The 18,440-nt window shown below is 42.4% G+C and carries 13 protein-coding genes and 3 tRNA genes; 10 read left to right on the top strand and 6 right to left on the bottom strand.

All coding sequences use genetic code 11. The features are described from left to right. Positions 1 to 113: 113 nt before the first annotated feature. Positions 114 to 1,112 (bottom strand): oxygen-dependent coproporphyrinogen oxidase, encoded by a 999-nt coding sequence (hemF, locus tag AK823_RS01485; protein ID WP_068325661.1) that lies wholly within the window; start codon positions 1,110 to 1,112, stop codon positions 114 to 116. 147 nt (positions 1,113 to 1,259) lie between these two features. After that, positions 1,260 to 1,943, bottom strand: coding sequence for a GTP cyclohydrolase II (gene ribA, locus AK823_RS01490; protein WP_068034111.1), 684 nt, complete (start codon positions 1,941 to 1,943; stop codon positions 1,260 to 1,262). Positions 1,944 to 2,644: 701 nt separating this feature from the next. Here ribA and dxs point away from each other — a divergent pair. Next, positions 2,645 to 4,744: a 1-deoxy-D-xylulose-5-phosphate synthase gene (dxs, locus tag AK823_RS01495; protein ID WP_068325663.1), complete on the top strand. Its 2,100-nt coding sequence runs from the start codon at positions 2,645 to 2,647 to the stop codon at positions 4,742 to 4,744. 334 nt (positions 4,745 to 5,078) lie between these two features. Further along, entirely contained in the window at positions 5,079 to 5,906 is an 828-nt protein-coding gene (locus tag AK823_RS01500) for an inositol monophosphatase family protein (RefSeq protein WP_068034112.1), read from the top strand. Between the two features lie 101 nt (positions 5,907 to 6,007). On the opposite strand, the gene AK823_RS01505 is transcribed toward AK823_RS01500, so the two are convergent. Further along, on the bottom strand, positions 6,008 to 7,402 hold the full coding sequence (locus tag AK823_RS01505; RefSeq protein WP_068325666.1) for a wax ester/triacylglycerol synthase family O-acyltransferase: 1,395 nt from the start codon (positions 7,400 to 7,402) through the stop codon (positions 6,008 to 6,010). A gap of 152 nt (positions 7,403 to 7,554) precedes the next feature. Beyond that, positions 7,555 to 8,382 carry a thiazole synthase gene (locus AK823_RS01510; protein ID WP_068325667.1) on the bottom strand — a complete coding sequence of 276 codons (828 nt, stop codon included), beginning with the start codon at positions 8,380 to 8,382 and terminating at the stop codon, positions 7,555 to 7,557. A gap of 381 nt (positions 8,383 to 8,763) precedes the next feature. Between AK823_RS01510 and gspE the strand changes: the two genes are divergently transcribed. Next, a complete protein-coding gene (gene gspE, locus AK823_RS01515) occupies positions 8,764 to 10,305 on the top strand; it encodes a type II secretion system ATPase GspE (RefSeq protein WP_068325669.1) in 1,542 nt (513 codons plus the stop codon). Between the two features lie 199 nt (positions 10,306 to 10,504). Here the strand turns inward: gspE and AK823_RS01520 are convergent, their stop codons facing one another. Then, a complete protein-coding gene (locus AK823_RS01520) occupies positions 10,505 to 11,002 on the bottom strand; it encodes a RidA family protein (RefSeq protein ID WP_228138892.1) in 498 nt (165 codons plus the stop codon). Positions 11,003 to 11,101: 99 nt separating this feature from the next. Further along, positions 11,102 to 11,818, bottom strand: coding sequence for a DUF4442 domain-containing protein (locus tag AK823_RS01525; RefSeq protein ID WP_068325673.1), 717 nt, complete (start codon positions 11,816 to 11,818; stop codon positions 11,102 to 11,104). 211 nt (positions 11,819 to 12,029) lie between these two features. On the opposite strand from AK823_RS01525, the gene AK823_RS01530 reads away from it, so the two are divergent. From AK823_RS01530 to AK823_RS01560, 7 genes are all read left to right on the top strand, one after another. Further along, positions 12,030 to 13,481: an AAA family ATPase gene (locus AK823_RS01530; protein ID WP_068325675.1), complete on the top strand. Its 1,452-nt coding sequence runs from the start codon at positions 12,030 to 12,032 to the stop codon at positions 13,479 to 13,481. 20 nt (positions 13,482 to 13,501) lie between these two features. Further along, positions 13,502 to 15,004, top strand: a complete 1,503-nt coding sequence (locus AK823_RS01535) for an McrC family protein (protein ID WP_228138893.1) — start codon at positions 13,502 to 13,504, stop codon at positions 15,002 to 15,004. Positions 15,005 to 15,215: 211 nt separating this feature from the next. Beyond that, positions 15,216 to 15,292 (top strand) — tRNA-Pro (locus tag AK823_RS01540). 93 nt (positions 15,293 to 15,385) lie between these two features. Then, positions 15,386 to 15,462: transfer RNA gene (locus AK823_RS01545), tRNA-Arg, on the top strand. A 38-nt stretch (positions 15,463 to 15,500) separates the two neighbouring features. Next, positions 15,501 to 15,576 (top strand) — tRNA-His (locus AK823_RS01550). A 643-nt stretch (positions 15,577 to 16,219) separates the two neighbouring features. Further along, entirely contained in the window at positions 16,220 to 17,155 is a 936-nt protein-coding gene (locus AK823_RS01555) for an AraC family transcriptional regulator (RefSeq protein ID WP_068325677.1), read from the top strand. A 280-nt stretch (positions 17,156 to 17,435) separates the two neighbouring features. Then, positions 17,436 to 18,428 (top strand): hypothetical protein, encoded by a 993-nt coding sequence (locus AK823_RS01560; RefSeq protein ID WP_068325679.1) that lies wholly within the window; start codon positions 17,436 to 17,438, stop codon positions 18,426 to 18,428. Positions 18,429 to 18,440 lie beyond the last annotated feature (12 nt).

Raw genomic sequence — 18,440 nt, forward strand, 5'->3', positions numbered from 1 at the left:
AGCCAGCGAGTAAAAATTATAAGTGATAAACAATGCTTAAAATGCTTGAATAGGAAAAACTTAAACAATAAAGGCCAGCTATAAAAGCTGACCTGTTTTAATATTAGAAAAGACTAGGAAGTTAACCAATCTCGTGGTTTTAAGTAAAACTCAGTCAATTCAAACTCAGGAGTACCTTCCATCGGCTCAAAGCGGTAATGCCAGCTAGCAAGCGGTGGCATACTAACTAAGATAGACTCAATGCGTCCATTACTTTGTAGACCGAACAGCGTACCGCGATCGTAGACCAAATTATATTCAACATAGCGTCCACGGCGATACAGCTGGAATTCACGTTGTTCGTCAGTATAGGGTGTTTCTTTACGCTGCTCAAAAATAGGCATAATACCGTCAAGATAGCCGTTGCCTACGGCCTTCATAAAGTCAAAACAGGTCTCAAAGTCCCAGCCACGGCTCTCTGTATTGACATCATCATAAAACAAACCACCGATGCCACGTTGTTCATCACGGTGACGCAGATGGAAGTACTCATCACACCATTGTTTAAAGTCAGGATAGACACTCTCGCCAAAAGGCGCGCATAAGTCATGACAGACTTGATGCCAATGGACGCAGTCGGCCAGTACAGGATAGAACGGTGTTAAATCAAAGCCACCACCAAACCACCAAATAGGGTCTTCGCCCTCGGCTTCGGCGACAAACAGACGCACGTTAGCATGGCTGGTCGGGACGTTTGGGTTTTTGGGATGTACGACCAGTGACACGCCCATGGCTTGAGCTTTACGACCAGCAATATCAGGATGACGGGCAGTGGCTGAAGCTGGCAGGTTATGGACGTGAATATGACTAAACATCACGCCAGCTTTTTCGATGACTTTGCCATCTGCTAAGACGCACGAGCGCCCGCCACCACCTTCAGGGCGCTCCCAATCATCAGGGACAAAAGTCGCATCACCACCGCCGTCACGCTCTTGCGCTTCTAATGCTTGGCAGATACGCGCTTGCAAATCGACTAAAAACTCACGTACGCACGTGATGTCACTAGTAGATGGAAAGATTTGACTGTCTTTAGCGTCAGTTGTCGTTGTACTATTTATACTAGGAATGCTCATAAAAACATCTATAATTGTGGGGTGTGTTGGTAACTCTCAGTATGTTTCTTAAGGATTTTTGCTGTTAGTAATTTTATCTATGCTGATAGTAAATTTATCCATTCAGGAGCAGTTTATTCAGATTTATGCAATCTACTCAGGTATATCTTATTTATTGAGATGAGCCTCAGTATAGAATTCTTTATCAAAAAGATGACCCATGCGGTCACGTTTGGTCGCTAGATAGTCAGCATTGCTATCATTAACGCCAACGACCAACGGTACACGTTCGACCACATTGACACCATTTTCGCTTAGATAGGCCACCTTATCAGGGTTATTGGTGATAAGGCGAACCTCATCAACCCCTACATGGGCAAGCATAGGACTACACATATCATAGATACGGGCATCAGCGGGTAGACCTAACATGAGGTTGGCATCTAGGGTATCATGGCCTTGATCTTGTAAGGCATATGCGCGGATTTTATTGGTTAGACCAATACCGCGACCTTCTTGACGCAGATATAAGATAGCACCGCAGCCAGTTGCTTGTATTGCTTGCATGGCTGTATTGAGCTGTGCACCGCAGTCGCATTTTAACGAGCCAAAAGCATCGCCTGTCAAGCACTCAGAGTGAATACGGACTAACGGGATGGGATGATCTGCTAATTTATGCTGCTCATTTGTAGGAGTTGTTGGCGCGGCGTTCTCTTCTAACAATGGGTTTACCACTGGTAGGCCGACGGTAAGCATTACATGCTCTTGACCGTCTTCATTTTCAAATACATGAAGATCAAACTCGCCATGACGAGTAGGTAGTTTTGCGCTGGTAATAAATTGATATGACATTGATGTCCTGCATAGGCCGATCATCGTGGCGGTAGATAGTGTAGTGGTCATAGCCATGTCGTAATGACTATGTTGTAATAACTATATCCTAATAAATATATCGTAATAACTACGTTTTTCAAAAACTATGTGCTGTAGCAACTTGATGTTTGATTAGGTGTATTGATAATTAGATGCTTAATCACTAAGTAAATAATCTATGTGTTTGTAACATCTATGTTCATGATAACCATCTGGTTATCGTTTTATAAGGCTAATAATGATAGCATCCTAATCGCGTTTATAAGAAAAACACACAAAGTTCACAGACTACGCACGATGATTAAAGCGACAGTTTAAAAAAAATGCTATTATGCCATACTATTTTAACGGATACAGTGACAAGTCTTTGCCCTTACATTACTGTATCGTCACTCCTACATAGTAGGCAGTACATTATTATTAACATGGTCATTAGAGTTACTATTATATAGCGCCTCTAATAACGGTGTATTTAACAAAGCATGTAAATACTTTCATGCAAATACTAATAAACAGTGGCGACGCGCTAAGCATATCGTAATCTATAACCAATGCCAGCACATATTGTTTTGCTGTTAGCGTTGTAGATGGTTTCATAATACCGTATTAATATGATGACGGTGTATGGCGATATAGTAAGATAGCGCCTTGTCAGCAGATTGGTAGGTATCGTACGATTTATGCAGCAGTCACCTTATTTTTCACAGTCTCAGTCAGCATCTGTGTCACCCCATACGTCGCTATCTACGCCATTAGCTACTGACTCTGCTGCACACCTATCAGGCTTGCAACAGACGTTCACGCAGATACCGCGTATGCGTCCTAATACACCGTTGCTTGATGCCATTGATGCACCTTCAGATATTAAGAAACTCACTACTGAGCAATTAATAGTGCTGGCCGATGAGCTGCGCTTGTTTTTATTATATTCAGCTGGTCAAAGTGGTGGACATTTTGGGGCAAATTTAGGCGTGGTTGAGTTGACCATTGCATTGCATTATCTGTTAGATACGCCTCAAGATCAGATCGTTTGGGATGTAGGGCATCAAGCTTATGCCCATAAAGTACTTACTGGTCGCCGCGATAAGCTAAGTAGTATTCGCTCTAAAGACGGCTTGACTGCTTTTCCTGAACGCGCAGAATCTGTCTATGATACCTTTGGTGTTGGCCACTCATCTACCTCTATCTCAGCAGGTTTAGGCATGAGTTTGGCGCTGCGCTATCAAGGTCGTCCGCAGACGGTCGCTTGTGTGATTGGTGATGGGGCGATGACTGGCGGCATGGCTTTTGAGGCTATGAATGATGCAGTACAGCAAGACGCTGATTTACTAGTCATTCTAAATGATAATGACATGTCAATATCATGCTCTATTGGCGGATTTTCACGGCATTTAGCGATGCTATGGGAGTCGGGCTATCAAGTTGATATCTCAGATTCAGGTGTGCCTGTATTACGTCATCGTCCAAATATGCAGGCATTTGACCGACGTAAGCGTCACAGCGAACAGCGTGATGTGCCGCAGCTAGAAGATAATCTATTTAAAGCGATTGGTTTTACTTATTTTGGGCCATTTGATGGTCATAATATTCCTGAGCTACTGCGTGTGTTGTCACTTGCTAAGCAGGTAAAGGGCCCAGTATTAGTACATATCTATACCACTAAAGGTAAAGGCTTTGCACCTGCTGAGGCTGATCCAGTCGGTTATCATGCAATTAGCAAACTACCTGCTGAGGATATCATTGCCTGTGACTTTGACAAAGATAAAGCTCCTGTTAAAAGCAAAGCTTCTGAGAGTAAGGTTTCTGGGTTAAAATACTCGCAGGTATTTGGCCAGTTCTTATGTGATAAAGCAGCACAAGATGATAAATTATTAGCGATTACTCCAGCCATGGAAGAAGGCTCAGGGATGATTGACTTTGCTCGTCAGTTCCCAAAGCGTTTCTTTGATGTGGCAATTGCTGAGCAGCATGCAGTCACCTTAGCGGGCGGCATGGCAACCCAAGGCGTCAAGCCAATAGTCGCTATATACTCAACCTTTTTGCAACGTGGTTATGATCAGCTTATTCATGATATTGCCTTACAAAATCTTGATGTAACGTTTGCGATTGATCGGGCTGGTCTTGTTGGTGAAGATGGCGCCACGCATGCTGGCGTGTTTGATTTGGCTTTTTTGCGCTGTGTCCCTCACATGCTGATTGCCGCGCCAAAAGATGAAAACGAGTGCTATCATTTGCTGAATACTTGTTATGAGTATCAAGGCAGCACGGCGGTACGCTATCCACGCGGAACCGGAACTGGCGTGATGATAAGTCGTCCAGCGCAGAATTATAAGATAGGTCAAGCCATTGTAGAGTCAGTATTAGGCGCTAGTAATGCCCCTAAAAAGCTCGCGTTATTGGCATTTGGTACGATGGTTGCCACTGCTGAGCAAGCTGCCAAGATACTAACGTCTGACAGTGCTAATAGCGATTGCCAAGTACAAGTCGTTAATATGCGTTGGGTAAAGCCATTAGATACCAATTTGCTTGAGACCTTAATTGAGCAAGGCGTTACTCATATTGCGACACTAGAAGAGCATATGATTATGGGCGGTGCAGGCAGTGCCGTAAATGAATACTTGCTCAATGCTTCTGCTGCGTTTGCCACTAAGCGTCCAGCTATCTGCAATATTGGTATTCCTGATCGCTTTATCGCCCATGGTTCCCAAGCAGAGCAATTAGCTGATTGTGGTTTGGATACAGATGGTGTGGTTATGCAGTTACAGCGTTTATTGTCTTAAGCGAAAGTAAAAAACTCTGGATTAATTCTTTAAGAGATGTACATTAAGAAATATTGAAACTGAAGTAACGCCTACTTGCCGTAGGTGCTCATTGTTTTACAGCTTGCGTAATTTGTGATGGCAGCCATTAAAGATGGTAAGCTTCGTATTTATGGTCGTTTTTATTTTTTTATAACGCTTTTAGTATGATACGGTCAGTCTTTTTAAGGTCGTATAGGTGTAGCGTAATATGGCAGACAATTGGTGTGCCGTTTACGTATGTAAGTGCAATATTAGTAGTATCTAGTAGTAGTATTCATTCATTTTATTCATTCATCAAGTAGATAGGTTATTTATGGAACCCATGGTCGTCATCGCAGCGCGTACTGCCGAAAAAGTTGGTGCAGAAATTTTATATGCGCACCAAAACCGCCACAAAGTTGAATTCGAGACTGAGTCAAAAGGTCTCGATGGCTTGGTGACACGCATCGACCGTTATAGTGAAGAGCTGACCATTGCGACGCTAAAGAACAGCTATCCGAATCATTCGTTCTTGGGTGAAGAGTTTGGTATGCAAGAAGGTCGCGGTGAAGATGCTGATTGGTGCTGGATTATTGATCCGCTAGATGGCACCAAGAATTTTGTGCACGGTATACCGCAGTTTTGCGTATCGATTGCTGTACAGCATAAAGGTGTCACCCAACATGGTGTGGTCTATGATCCTGTCCGTGATGAGATGTTCTCTGCCAGTCGTGGTAAAGGTGCGCGTTTAAACCAGCGCCGTATCAGTGTTAGTGAACGCAAAACCATCGATGGTGGTTTGTTTGCGATTGGTCATCCTCTTGAGCGTAAGCGTAATGGTGAAGTCATCTCTTATGCCAAAGAGCACTTTGAAAGCCTACAAAAAGTATCTGAAGCAGGCGGTCAAGTGCGCCGTTTAGGTTCAGCAGCGCTTGACTTGTGTTATGTGGCTGCAGGCCGTTTCGATGGTTACTTTGAGATGTCTATCAAGCCATGGGATATCGCAGCGGGTGAATTGATTGTATCAGAGGCACGCGGTGTAGTGGTCGATCATACAGGCGCACATAACTCTATGAAGTCAGGCTCTATCTTTGCTTGTAACATAAAGCTATTAAAACCATTGATGCAAGTAGTCGTGCCATCATGGGGTGACGCAGTATAGTTTTTTGAGCGTTGCTGTTCAAGAATTTTGGCATTAAAAAGCTGATTCCATAAATGGAGTCAGCTTTTTTATTGCTTCTTAATAAGAGGGCAATGCTAACTTTATTCGCGCAAGCCTAAGTGTTTCTCTTTGCTAATGTTTTCTAATACATCGATTTCTTCTTCAATCAAGCATAGCATATCTTGTACATGTGGTAGCAGCTTGCTACAGGCTGTAATACAAAACTCTACTTTATCTAAATAGCTGGCAAGGGTGATATTCATAGCCTGACCATCTAATATAATAGATGCTGGATACAACGCTTTGAGCGGTGCTCCATTCCAGTACAAGGGCTTTTTGGCACCAGGTACGTTAGAAATAATAAGATTAAAGGCTTGTTTTTTGGGAAATAACCCTGTCAATAGATTAATACCTTCCCACGCATAGGCGATCGCACTGTAGTTAATTACTTGCGCCTGATTCATGCGTCGAAACCGACGTTTACCACTGTTCATACTACCGTGAATCAACTGTAACCTACGTACAGGGTTGTCTAAATGAGTCCCTAGGTTCGCCAATACAAACGAAATTTGATTGCCCGTTGCACTATCATCACTGCGTAGTGACATCGGCACAAAAGCAATCAGCGGTTTGTTGGGTAGGGCATCGAGTTTTAGTAGGTAACGTCGAATTGCGCCAGAGCAGACGGCAAGAATGACATCGTTCATACTGACGTCGAGCTTATCAGCAATATCGTTAAAGCGCTGCATGTCATAAGATTGTGCCGCTATTCGCCGCGATGCAGAGATACGCTGGTTCAAAATACTCATCGGAGCATCAAAGGTACCAACGTAATCATCTTTGCCATGATGTTTAAAATTGTCCATCAGTTCGGTAAATACTGGCTTAATAGTAGACAGCTGCTCCTTTATAATGCGAGTTGCAGAGCGACCAGCTGGTATCAGAGCGTCAACTTGATTACGATGGCGCGCCATCAATGACCATACTGGTAACGTCATTGGTTCAGTAGGTGACTGCGAAAGCGACTTTTGAACAAGGCGCATAGCAGCAATGCCGTCAACCAACGAATGATGAATCTTAAAATATAGGGCAAAGCGCTCAGGACTGTTTTCAGTCTCTGGTTGAATACCTTCGATAACATGGCATTCCCACAACGGCATAGCGCGATCTAGCAAACGCCCATGTTCTTTTGAGACATACATAAGTAGCTCACGGACACGTGCAGGCCTTGGCAAGGCGACATGGCGAAAGTGATGTTCAACATCGAAATCCTCATCTTGCTTCCAAAATAATAAACGCTCAAGTACCTGATTGAATGGAAAGCTCGGTGGCACTTTGGATGTTTGCATTTGTTGTACCAGCTGATACACAAAATCGCTATCTGCACCTTGGGTATCGGCTGGTAGTTCAAACAAAAATAAGCCACCCACATGCATGGGCTGCTTACGTGATTCCAGAAGCAAAAATAATTGATCAACTGCTGTTAACAATCGCATGGCGTGTCCTCTAAGGTCAATGGGCTGCGTGTTATAAGTGGCCTGACGGCGCATCGATATGAACAGCGGTTAAATTAAATATAGAGCCAATTATATTTTAAAGCACTTTATTAAAAAGTACCTTATTGAATAACGTTTTACTAAAAGGCATCTTACTGAAAAAAGTACCCAGTTTGCGGTGAGCTGGCAGTCGCCATCTTACGCATCGGCATCCGTCCTGCTAAAAATGCCTCGCGACCTGCCCAAACTGCATGTTTCATGGCGTGTGCCATCATGACTGGATTCTGTGCATTAGCAATCGCTGAATTCATTAAGACTCCATCACAACCAAGCTCCATCGCGATAGCTGCATCAGAGGCAGTACCAACGCCAGCATCGACTAATACGGGCACTTTAGCGTTTTCGATAATTAGGCTGAGTGTATGGCGATTAAGTAGCCCAAGACCAGAACCAATAAGGCTACCAAGCGGCATAATCGCCACACAGCCCATACTTTCTAACTCTTGCGCGACGATAGGGTCGTCTGATGTGTATACCATTACTTCAAAGCCATCATCAATCAGTACTTTTGCCGCTTTTAAAGTTTCCATAATATTAGGGTATAAGCTATTTTCATCACCTAATACTTCAAGCTTTACTAGATTATGACCACCTAATAGCTCACGAGCAAGCTTACAAGTACGAACCGCGGTTTCAGCATCAAAGCAACCGGCAGTATTGGGTAAAATCGTATATTTATCAGGCGAAATCACATCGAGTAAGTTAGGCTCGTTACTGTTTTGGCCAATATTAGTACGGCGAATAGCGACAGTAACAATTTCAGCCGCTGATGCTGCAATAGCTATCCCTGTCTCATTCATATCTTTATATTTGCCAGTACCTACCAGCAGCCGTGACGAAAACGTACGACTACCAACGGTAAAAGTATCTTGAACAAGGGCTGGGTTTTCAATAGCAGTTTGAGTCGTAGCTTGGGACATATCTGAAATCCTAATAACAGGCGGACTATAAAAGATGAAAAACGTAGGTAACAATAATAACAATAAGGTGAGCAGTACAAAGTTAGCACGCAGAGACGATGATAATATATGCTCATCGAATTGTGACACAGCGTAAAAGCTTTGTTAATGATATAAAACAAAGTGTTATTATAACAAAATCATAAGCGCTTACTGACAATCTTTACCCAGATTGCTCATTTAGGTGCCAGACATTTATGTTAAACATTCGCTACTTATTGTAGATGCTTATGTTTAGTTTAAACGTTGATCCTTACTTAAGACACTAGGCGCTTATTATTTGTTTATCACATAGATTATCAAATTTTTTACCACTCATTCTATCTTTATCAGGTCGTTTTTATGATGCAACTGCCATACAGTTTTGCGAAACGCCATCAGCTCTTAGTTATTTTAGCTATTGACCCTGAGCTGCCACCGACGCTGGTATTAACCAAGGCCACACCACTATCTGCTATCAATGAAGCAGTGCGGTTTTTGCAGCAGCAAGGGGTGCGCGGTGTGCCAGCTTACGACAGTGTTAGCGCGGATGAATTTGAAAAACGTATGAATGTCGCCTACGCCGGTAATACAGGCGAATCACAACATATCGCTGCTGGCCTCGAAGATCATCCTGATTTAGACAGTTTAGCAGATAGTGTTCCTGAGACCGAAGATTTGATGGATCAGCAAGACGATGCACCTATTATTCGTCTGATTAATGCGCTGTTGTCTGAAGCTATCCGTCTCAATGCCTCAGATATCCATATCGAAACTTTTGAGAAGCGTTTGGTCGTGCGCTTTCGTGTCGATGGTGAGCTCAAAGAAATCATCACGCCCAAGCGTCAATTAGCGCCACTGCTGGTTTCACGTATTAAAGTAATGGCCAAACTCGATATTGCTGAAAAACGCGTGCCGCAAGATGGACGTATTAGCTTGCGATTGGCAGGACGCGAAGTCGATGTGCGGGTATCCACGTTGCCTTCAAGCTTTGGCGAACGAGTCGTGATGCGACTGTTGGATAAACAAGCAGGTCGTCTGAATATGACTTATTTAGGGCTTTCGGATAACGACTATACCGAGCTCAAGCGCTTAATTCATCGTCCGCATGGCATTATTTTGGTGACGGGTCCTACGGGTTCGGGTAAAACGACCACCCTTTATGCCGCATTGACTGATTTGAATGATCAAACTCGTAATATCTTAACTGCTGAGGATCCAATTGAATTTCAGCTTGATGGCATTGGGCAGACACAAGTTAATAATAAAGTCGATATGACCTTTGCCAAAAGCTTACGGGCGATGTTACGTCAAGATCCAGACGTGGTAATGGTAGGGGAAATACGAGACATTGAAACCGCTGAGATTGCCGTACAAGCATCACTGACAGGGCATTTGGTACTATCAACCTTGCATACCAATACCGCTATCGGCGCGGTGACACGTTTGCAAGATATGGGAGTAGAGCCGTTCTTATTATCGTCCTCGCTCATTGGCGTAGTCGCGCAGCGCTTAGTGCGTATGCTTTGCCCGCATTGTCATACGTGGCAGCTGGCTGATTCTGAACAAGCCAAATTATTTACAGAGATTGGTATTGAGATAGATTCTAAAACGTCGGTAGAGACAGCGATTAAACTACCCAAACCAGTCGGTTGTGATAAGTGTAATCAGTCTGGGTTTAAAGGGCGGACAGCGATATATGAAGTCGTACCGGTGGATGATACTTTGAGACGGATGATTCATAGTAATACTGCAGAATATGAGCTGGAGTCCTATGCACGGCAAAAGACTCCATCGATTCGTGCTGATGGATTACGTAAAGTTATAGCGGGGCAGACGACATTAGAGGAAGTATTGCGCGTAACCAAAGAAAGCGCCCTAACAGATGACGCTATCTTGATTTAAATTGTCAGTTGAATTGCCAGCTTAACCTTTGGTTTCATGGTCGGCTGACAATATTTTGCGCAACATTAACTGTTAAATATAGGTTGCTCAAGTGAACCGGCTAAAGTAATTAGCTTAGTTGCTTAGTTGCTTAGTTGCTTAGTTGCTTAGTTGCTTAGTTGCTTAGTTGCTTGTTTATTTGTTTATATAAGCATTGATATTATTTAGCTGCTATACATTCTACTTCAACACTAGCGCCGGCGGCCAAGTCTTTGACACCAAAGGCTGAGCGTACAGGATAAGGCTTGGCAAGCTCAGTTTTATAAACTTCATTAAACGCGCCAAAATCATTCATATCGGTCAGCATCGCCATACATTTGACAATATCTGACTTCTGGTAGCCGTATTTTAGTAATACTTCGTTGATATTATCTAATGTTTGCTTGGTTTCCGCTTTGATACCGCCTTCAACCAACTTGCCATCTTTAAAGCCAATTTGTCCTGACATATATAAAGTGTCACCAACACGTACTGCGCTAGAGAAAGGGTAATCGCCGCCATCACCCAAAAAAACAGGTTTGGATTTGGTCATAGTAGCTGTGCTAGTAGACGTGGCTGGAGCAGCGTTTGCGGTGACAGTCAGTCCAAGTGCACAGGCTACCACTAGTAAAGACTTAGATAGGTTGACAGTAAATTTATTGCTGAATTTAGACATCATTTTCTCCTTGTTATTGACCAATTAACTATTAAATACACTGTACAAAGTTTATTAAGGTAAATAGCGCATTATAAAGTTATAGAGCTGTTATTTACTTCATTATTGATGGTTAGCAGTTTCAGTCTCGTTTTCAGTTTTATCTTCAGTAACAGTCACTTTTTTTTGCGACTTACCTTGGCGGCGTGCTTCTAATTCAGATTTCGGTACCCATGCCCATGTCATCTCAACGGTGATAGGCTCACGTACGCTATCAGACTCGCGATCATTGATGACGCATGGTATGACCATCTCACCCTTGGGCGTATTTAGAATATCTAAGCGTTGTTCATCACTTAAAGTAGCAACCGCAGCGATTTGACCTTTTTTGAGCGGACGATAAAAATTTACAGAGTAAGACTTAATCAGTAACACCCGATCAGCAGGTAGGTTTAACCCCAAAATAAAACCGGTGGCAGTCTCGGCAAGTAGAGTGACGGCAACCGCATGGATTGAGCCAATATGGTTCTGTACAGCTTTGTTGTTATTTAAACTCACAATCACTTGATTGGGTTCTACAGTTTCGTAGTAGACACCCGTTGTGCCCACATAAGGTACGACTTTGCCAAAGGCTTTAGATAGAATGGTCGAGCGTGCGCCAGCAGGTAAATACTTGGTAATAGCTAAAAGCTTAGTAAACTGATTGCTTATAGGTTTGAGTTTACTAGGATTCATCGGGACATTTGCTTGAGGGGTTAAGGCATCGGATATTTTTTCAGGTAACTTAGCTGGTATCTTGGTCGGTAGTTTAATAGGTAGCTTATTTAATAATCCTGACATACAAAGTTCCTCAAATTAATCTGTTTGGGCATTTTTGAATAATGGATAAAGCAGGGCAAGCATAATCATAACAATAGTATAAACTTGCATCTGGCTATCATTAGTACCATAAACGACCACGCTCACAAAATAGTAGTAACGTAACCAATGGAGCGTTGTACACCTTACCTATCTGGTTCTTTATCAATCGCTTTGAACGCTGAGTTAAGCTATGAATGACGTATCAATTAACAGCCCTACCAATATTATATACACCGGTGTAGCAGGCACAGGGAAGACTTATCGATTGCTACAAATCGCCAAACAGTATACTTATCATTTGCCGATGATAGACAGTAACGAGCTATTGTCGCAATTATTATATGAGCTTAGTTGGCGTGATGTGGTGTGCTTAATCTTTTTAGACTTTAAGGCTCAGCACAAAGATTTAGTAAAGGTACCTGAAATCGTCAATCACGAGTTTTTTATTGCAAAAGCAATGCAAAATGAGCGTGAAAAAAACTTAAGCAATACAGCATGGTCGGTGCTACAAATGCATAGTCCTGCCAACTCAAAAACAGTCACTTATAAAAATCGTGCAAATCAAGCGTACTTCGATAAAGACGAAAGCGGGGCATGGCATTTACTACCAGACAGCGTGTCGCTATTAATAGGATTATCACAGCAGCTGGCCGAGTTTCGACAAGCGCTACAAGACAATCAAGCTGTACAAAAGCAGTGCTATAGCATGGTCAGCTTTCATCAAGCATATGGCTATGAAGAGTTTGTCGAAGGTATTCGCCCAGTTATTAGCGCCAATGAACACAGCGGGCAGGGTGCTCAAAACAGCCATCAAGAAGTTAGTAACCAAATGCGTTACGAAATCCAAGATGGTGCTTTCTTAAAGCTTTGTCAACGCGCCGCCAATGATCCTGAACATCGTTATGCGATGCTGATTGATGAGATTAACCGCGCCAACGTGTCGCGAGTATTTGGGGAATTACTTAGCCTGATCGAGGCGGATAAACGCAATGGACAAGCGAACGCGATGCAAGTCAATCTAGCGTATTCTGGAAGGTCGTTTAGTGTGCCTGCCAATGTTGATATTTATGCAACGATGAATACGCAAGACCACTCTTTAGCACCGCTCGATATGGCGTTACGTCGGCGCTTTCGCTTTATAGACTGTTCCCCGCAGCCTGAATTATTACAGGTGATCAATGTTTTTAACCATAGCTCTAAAAGTTTAGAAGATGATAAGTCATCAGAAACGATAGATTTAGCTAAGCTGTTGTCGGGCTTAAACTATCGTATCATTCAAACGTTGGGGCAAGAGGCGCAATTAGGTCACGCATTTTTATTTTCGGTAAGTAATTTGGCACAGCTGCAAACAGTATTGGTGGAGCAAATCATCCCGCAATTGGCTCAAGCGACTGGCGGACAAGTAGCTTTATTGCAATATTTGTTTAATGATGAGCAACAGCCAACTGCCGTACAATTTATTCATGATAGTCGAAGCAATCTATATCCACAGCCAGATATGGCTAATCAAAGCTCTATGTTTGCTGGTCAAAATGCATTTGTAGGCTCAACGATGGGAAATGCTGGCTATATCATAAATCCAGATCTTCTCGCACAGACTGGCGAGTTTGCTAAGCCCCATGTCTATCAGCGTTTGTATTGATTTTAATGAACAGTATCTTGATGAATAATGTCTTAATGAGCAATAACGGCAACAGAGCTGATTATACCACCTCAAAATCGTTTCCTGACTTAAAAACGTCGGATCAAGCTATTATGAGCGTGTTTGAACATCAGCGTTTAGTTTCAGCAGACTTTTTTGTGGTAGCTGATTTTGCTTGGCTATTGGCGCAAGATTTTACGGTATTTACTATTCAGCGTCAGCGTAGACAATGGCAGCTTAAAGTAGGTCACTATATTGGTGTCATTATGCTACCAAGTGGCATCACGCTTGAGATATTGCCCAAAGCGGTTGCAGGAGCGCGGGAAAATAATCTCACGCAAAACGATGAAGTCATGCAGGCACGTCAGTGGGTACAACTGATGTTGTCTGACTTGAGCGCTGGATCTAACACAAATAATAAACTGCCGCATACAAAAAACTTAGGACAATTGAGCCAACATCTCGCTCCTTTGTCTACACAAACGCCGCCACTATCGCAATGGCTAGTCTCGCAGTTTTTACAGTTACTGTCCGATTATCAGCCTACCAAGCATTATCAGACACAAATTCATAATCAAACAATGCTACAGGGTAAGCTGCTCATCAAAGAACAGCTCAAGCGTAACAGCCATCAGCCTCATAATTTTGCGTGTGAAGTAAATCATTTAAGTACGGATATGCTCGCTAATCGCCTAATCAAAAGCGCTTTGGTTTTTCTTAAGCAGCTGGCAGGCTCGCATCAGGGTTATGACTCGCAATCAATATCGCTGTCTGCGGTACTAATGTCTAAGTTGGTGTCTTGGCGACAGATCACTGTGCTTAGCTACTATGAGCTACAAAGGTTGGATTCTCTATATCAGATGGCAAAGCAGCAGATAAGGTTACAGCCGTTGACTAGGTTGCAGCTACAATCTGCGCATAAGCTACTAGATTTAGCTTATTGGCTACTCCAGATGCAGCATTCAAGCATGCCCGCAGGCAATGGCATCAGCCATCAAAGCAGCCAATTGCAATTATGTTTATTGATTAATATGAATCAAGCGTTTGAGCAGTGGGCAGGCCAGCGCGTTGCTGAACTGTTTAATCAGTCTGGTGGTATTAACCAACCTCTGTATCAGACATTTCATCAGCAAAGAGGGGTTTGGCTTAGTGACCCTACAGGACAGACTTGTCTGTCTATGCAGCCGGATTTACTGGTTTATGACTCGTCCGCCCATCAGAGTAGTGAAAAAACACATCTGAGTAAAGATGACAACGCACGTCGTTGTAGTCATGTCATCGATATTAAATGGAAGCATCTATCTCATGCACGTGACATCAGTGCCAACGATGCTTATCAGCTGACCAGCTATGCGCAAGCTTACCAAGCAGAGCAGGTTTGGCTCGTCTATCCGGTCACAGATGATGCTCGGCGACCAGTCGCACTGCGGCAGTCTGCAAATTCTATAGACTTAGAGCAGGCGACATTATGGCTGATGCCCTTTAATGTCACTACTGGCTCGCTTAATAGCGGGCCTGTATAAAGTTACTCAATATTTACTTAAAGAGGTATAAACAATAAAAACAATTACTTAGCTAAAATTATGCAGATTTATTAAAATAACTAGAAATAGGTGTTGACACCAAGGTCTATAAGCCTTAATATGTGCACCTCGATAGCGAGGAACATTAACCAGTTAGTGGCATTGCCAATAACGAGTTAACTAACAAAATTATCGTGATAATAGAGAATTTCGGAGTGTGGCGCAGTTTGGTAGCGCATCTGGTTTGGGACCAGAGGGTCGTAGGTTCGAATCCTATCACTCCGACCATCTATTTTAAGAGCCTTACAGGCTTTTTTTTATGTATAATGGTTTAGTTTCTGATATTATAAATTTACCAAAATATGTAAAAGTCCTCTAAGAGCGCCTGTAGCTCAGCTGGATAGAGCATCTCCCTTCTAAGGAGGTGGCCGCAGGTTCGAATCCTGCCAGGCGCACCATTTAGCCTGCAAATCTTGCCTTTTTGGCAATAGTTATGGCGGTTGTAGCTCAGTTGGTAGAGCCCCGGGTTGTGATCTCGGTTGTCGTGGGTTCGAGTCCCATCAGTCGCCCCAATTTTTATTTGATACCCTTCTGTTTATATCTTTTTTTACAAACTAATTGCCCTCGTTGGCATTTTTTTTCGTCTGCGTTTTTTGTATCTTTACATCCCCTTCTATTTTTGGGCTATTTTTTGATAGCTTAATGATATTATTTCGCCTATTGTTTGATGATAATCCTTATTTTTTTTCTTAAGGCAGTTAACTGTTTATCAACGCTCAATTTCTTCTTAGATTTTTTCTTAATATGCTCGTTGAATAGTATTCATCGAGAACTGTTGAGTATTTAAACTAATTTAAAATTCATTTAGTTGTATATATCTATTTTTTTTCATGTAAGCTATTAATTATTAAGTATTTATAAATAATATATTAGGTTTTCTTTGATAGTTTTCACTAAGATGATGTTGATTCCATAATTGCATTATTAATTTGGATTGGATGAATGCGATTAATGCCGCCAATATTGGATATATCTATAGTTCATATGAAGCAGATTGTTTGACCAATCTAAGTTCAAGATGTGCTTAGCGTACGTATAACTTTAATGACAGTCCACGATAAGCGATTTTTCTTGTGTAAAGTCTCTTAGGTGGTTTATTTTGCAGAGTTCGGCTCAACTGCCGTAAATTACCATATATTATTGAGGAAGTTGTTAATGGACGCACTTAGTATGTTATTACAGAACGTGCATTTGTCTGAGACAAAATATTATCGTTTGAATGGTAGGGGTAACTGGTCTTATTCAATCGATAGAAAAGATACGGTTTTATTTTATTTAGTATTATCCGGCAGCTTTTGCATCAATGTAGGGAATGAGACACGAGAAGCAAATGCTGGCGATACAATCATGATCTCGAATACCTATAAGCATGTTAGCTATGCACTTAATCATAGTGGTGATGATGCCAAACCTTTAGATGAGATGCTTAGTAACTCTGAAGATCATACTATTGAGCTCAACGATGATGGTGAGAGCAATGCATGTTTGATACTAATCGAATGCCAATATGAGAAAGAGATGATGCAACCGCTATTATCGGTGCTACCATCGGTATTGCCTGAGCTTACTGAAGTATCTGATGGGCGTTTTGGCGTCATGGATGTAGAAGTTAAGCTATTAAAACTAGAGTCTGAGCATGAGCGTATGGGTAAGACTGCCGTCATCAACCATTGGGCAGGTATTATGATGATTGAATGTTTGCGCACTTACATTGAAGGTTTACCGGAGGCGACAGACAGCTGGTTACAAGCTTTACGAGACCCTTATTTAACCAAAGCGTTAGTCGCGATGCATGATACTCCGAGCCGAGACTGGACAATTCATAAGCTTGCTGAAGTAGCAGGTATGTCACGCTCAAGCTTTGCACAGCGGTTTAAAGATATCGTTGGCATGCCGCCATTAACTTATTTAATCGATTATCGGTTACGTTTGGCAGCACGTTATTTACGCTTGCAGCAGAATAGCATCAGTCGGATTAGTGAGCTGGTGGGTTATGCATCAGACTCCACTTTTAGCCAAGCGTTCAAGCGCGTTTATGGCATATCACCAAAAGCGTATCGTCAGCAGTATCAAAGTAAGTTGATGGCATAAATAGATTTATGGTAAAGCATTAAGGTCGATAATCGGGCTTTAGTGCTTTTTTTGTAATGGTATTTTATAAACACCGATATGATTAAAGATTAGATAGAGGGATGTAGTAAAACTGACAATCAAAGTGCGTTCAGGTACTATATAATAGTAAGTTGTCTAAGCGCAATCACCATAATATTTGGCTATGTGTTGTATTTAGTCATGACATTTAGATGAATAGCTTTAATATGTGGTTGCAATGCCTGAGACAACGTTTATTTTTTGCTGGTGATGGTACTTTATGACCCAACCGATTTTTGAGAGTAGCTTTCAATCTGCCACTATAAATGGCGATAATAGCGCTAACGATGACAAAAGCACCTATAAGCAGGTAGCGTCGACGCAAAACTCGTTAGCGATTGATAAAGCCGCTTTGCTTGCACTCTTTACTACGCCGCCCTCTGAAGCAAACTCTATTCAAACCATTCAAGATGCTGATACATCAGAGTCTAGCGTTGCTGAACAACGTGTGGCACTTTATCAGGCACAGCATGAGCGTACACGTCTGCTCTATTTGGCACCTGCGAGTACGCGTCCTACGTATTTGGTACAGACCCTAAAGCCGCAGTTTGCAGAATATCAGCAGTATAAGCTTGCGCAGCAGCTCGATAAGCGTGGCCTACTTGATATTGATACGATTGAGCGCTTATGGCAGCAACTGCACGTGGTTGACGATATCATCGCTGACATTGTGCGTCATATGCCAGCCCAGCAACCTGCTGGGTGGCAACTAACGGCTCAAGACGGTCATAATCCGCTAAGACTTGCGACCGTCGGTAAGCTTAAACATCCCAAGCCTATTAGCGATCAAGCCAGCCTAAATAGCTATGTACTTGGTCATTTTGGGGTGAGTAGCTTTACTTATGATCGTGGCTATTATATTGGTCATGTGATTGGTTATTTATTCAGCTGTTATTTTTGTGCGCATTTATCTATTAGCTATGGGGTCACGGCACTTGGCGAGCAGGTCATTGAAGATTATGACTATGCTAGCCTTGAGACGCCTTATATGGTGCGCTTACTACAAGGCTTAGACAGTTATTGTAAAAAGCGTATCTATCAGCTCGCCGTCATCTGCGCACGACTCAGCGTCTATGCATCTGATAAACGTATTGAAAAAATGCTTATCGCTGAGGTTAATGATTTTGATAAAAAACTCCAGCAACAGCATTTAGATGTTTTATTATTACAAGGAATGATGCCTGAGAGTAACGACTCTACACCGCTCTTTTAAATATATTATCGA

The organism is Psychrobacter sp. P2G3 (assembly GCF_001593285.1).
Taxonomy (GTDB): Bacteria; Pseudomonadota; Gammaproteobacteria; order Pseudomonadales; family Moraxellaceae; genus Psychrobacter.

Excerpts from the sequence above, each read along its gene's own strand:
- AK823_RS01505 (WP_068325666.1), bottom strand. The coding sequence starts at position 7,402 with ATGCGATTGTTAACAGCAGTTGATCAATTATTTTTGCTTCTGGAATCA.
- AK823_RS01510 (WP_068325667.1), bottom strand. The coding sequence starts at position 8,382 with ATGTCCCAAGCTACGACTCAAACTGCTATTGAAAACCCAGCCCTTGTT.
- AK823_RS01520 (WP_228138892.1), bottom strand. The coding sequence starts at position 11,002 with ATGATGTCTAAATTCAGCAATAAATTTACTGTCAACCTATCTAAGTCT.
- gspE (WP_068325669.1), top strand. The coding sequence starts at position 8,764 with ATGATGCAACTGCCATACAGTTTTGCGAAACGCCATCAGCTCTTAGTT.
- ribA (WP_068034111.1), bottom strand. The coding sequence starts at position 1,943 with ATGTCATATCAATTTATTACCAGCGCAAAACTACCTACTCGTCATGGC.
- AK823_RS01525 (WP_068325673.1), bottom strand. The coding sequence starts at position 11,818 with ATGTCAGGATTATTAAATAAGCTACCTATTAAACTACCGACCAAGATA.
- AK823_RS01500 (WP_068034112.1), top strand. The coding sequence starts at position 5,079 with ATGGAACCCATGGTCGTCATCGCAGCGCGTACTGCCGAAAAAGTTGGT.
- AK823_RS01555 (WP_068325677.1), top strand. The coding sequence starts at position 16,220 with ATGGACGCACTTAGTATGTTATTACAGAACGTGCATTTGTCTGAGACA.
- hemF (WP_068325661.1), bottom strand. The coding sequence starts at position 1,112 with ATGAGCATTCCTAGTATAAATAGTACAACGACAACTGACGCTAAAGAC.
- AK823_RS01560 (WP_068325679.1), top strand. The coding sequence starts at position 17,436 with ATGACCCAACCGATTTTTGAGAGTAGCTTTCAATCTGCCACTATAAAT.
- AK823_RS01530 (WP_068325675.1), top strand. The coding sequence starts at position 12,030 with ATGAATGACGTATCAATTAACAGCCCTACCAATATTATATACACCGGT.
- AK823_RS01535 (WP_228138893.1), top strand. The coding sequence starts at position 13,502 with ATGAATAATGTCTTAATGAGCAATAACGGCAACAGAGCTGATTATACC.
- dxs (WP_068325663.1), top strand. The coding sequence starts at position 2,645 with ATGCAGCAGTCACCTTATTTTTCACAGTCTCAGTCAGCATCTGTGTCA.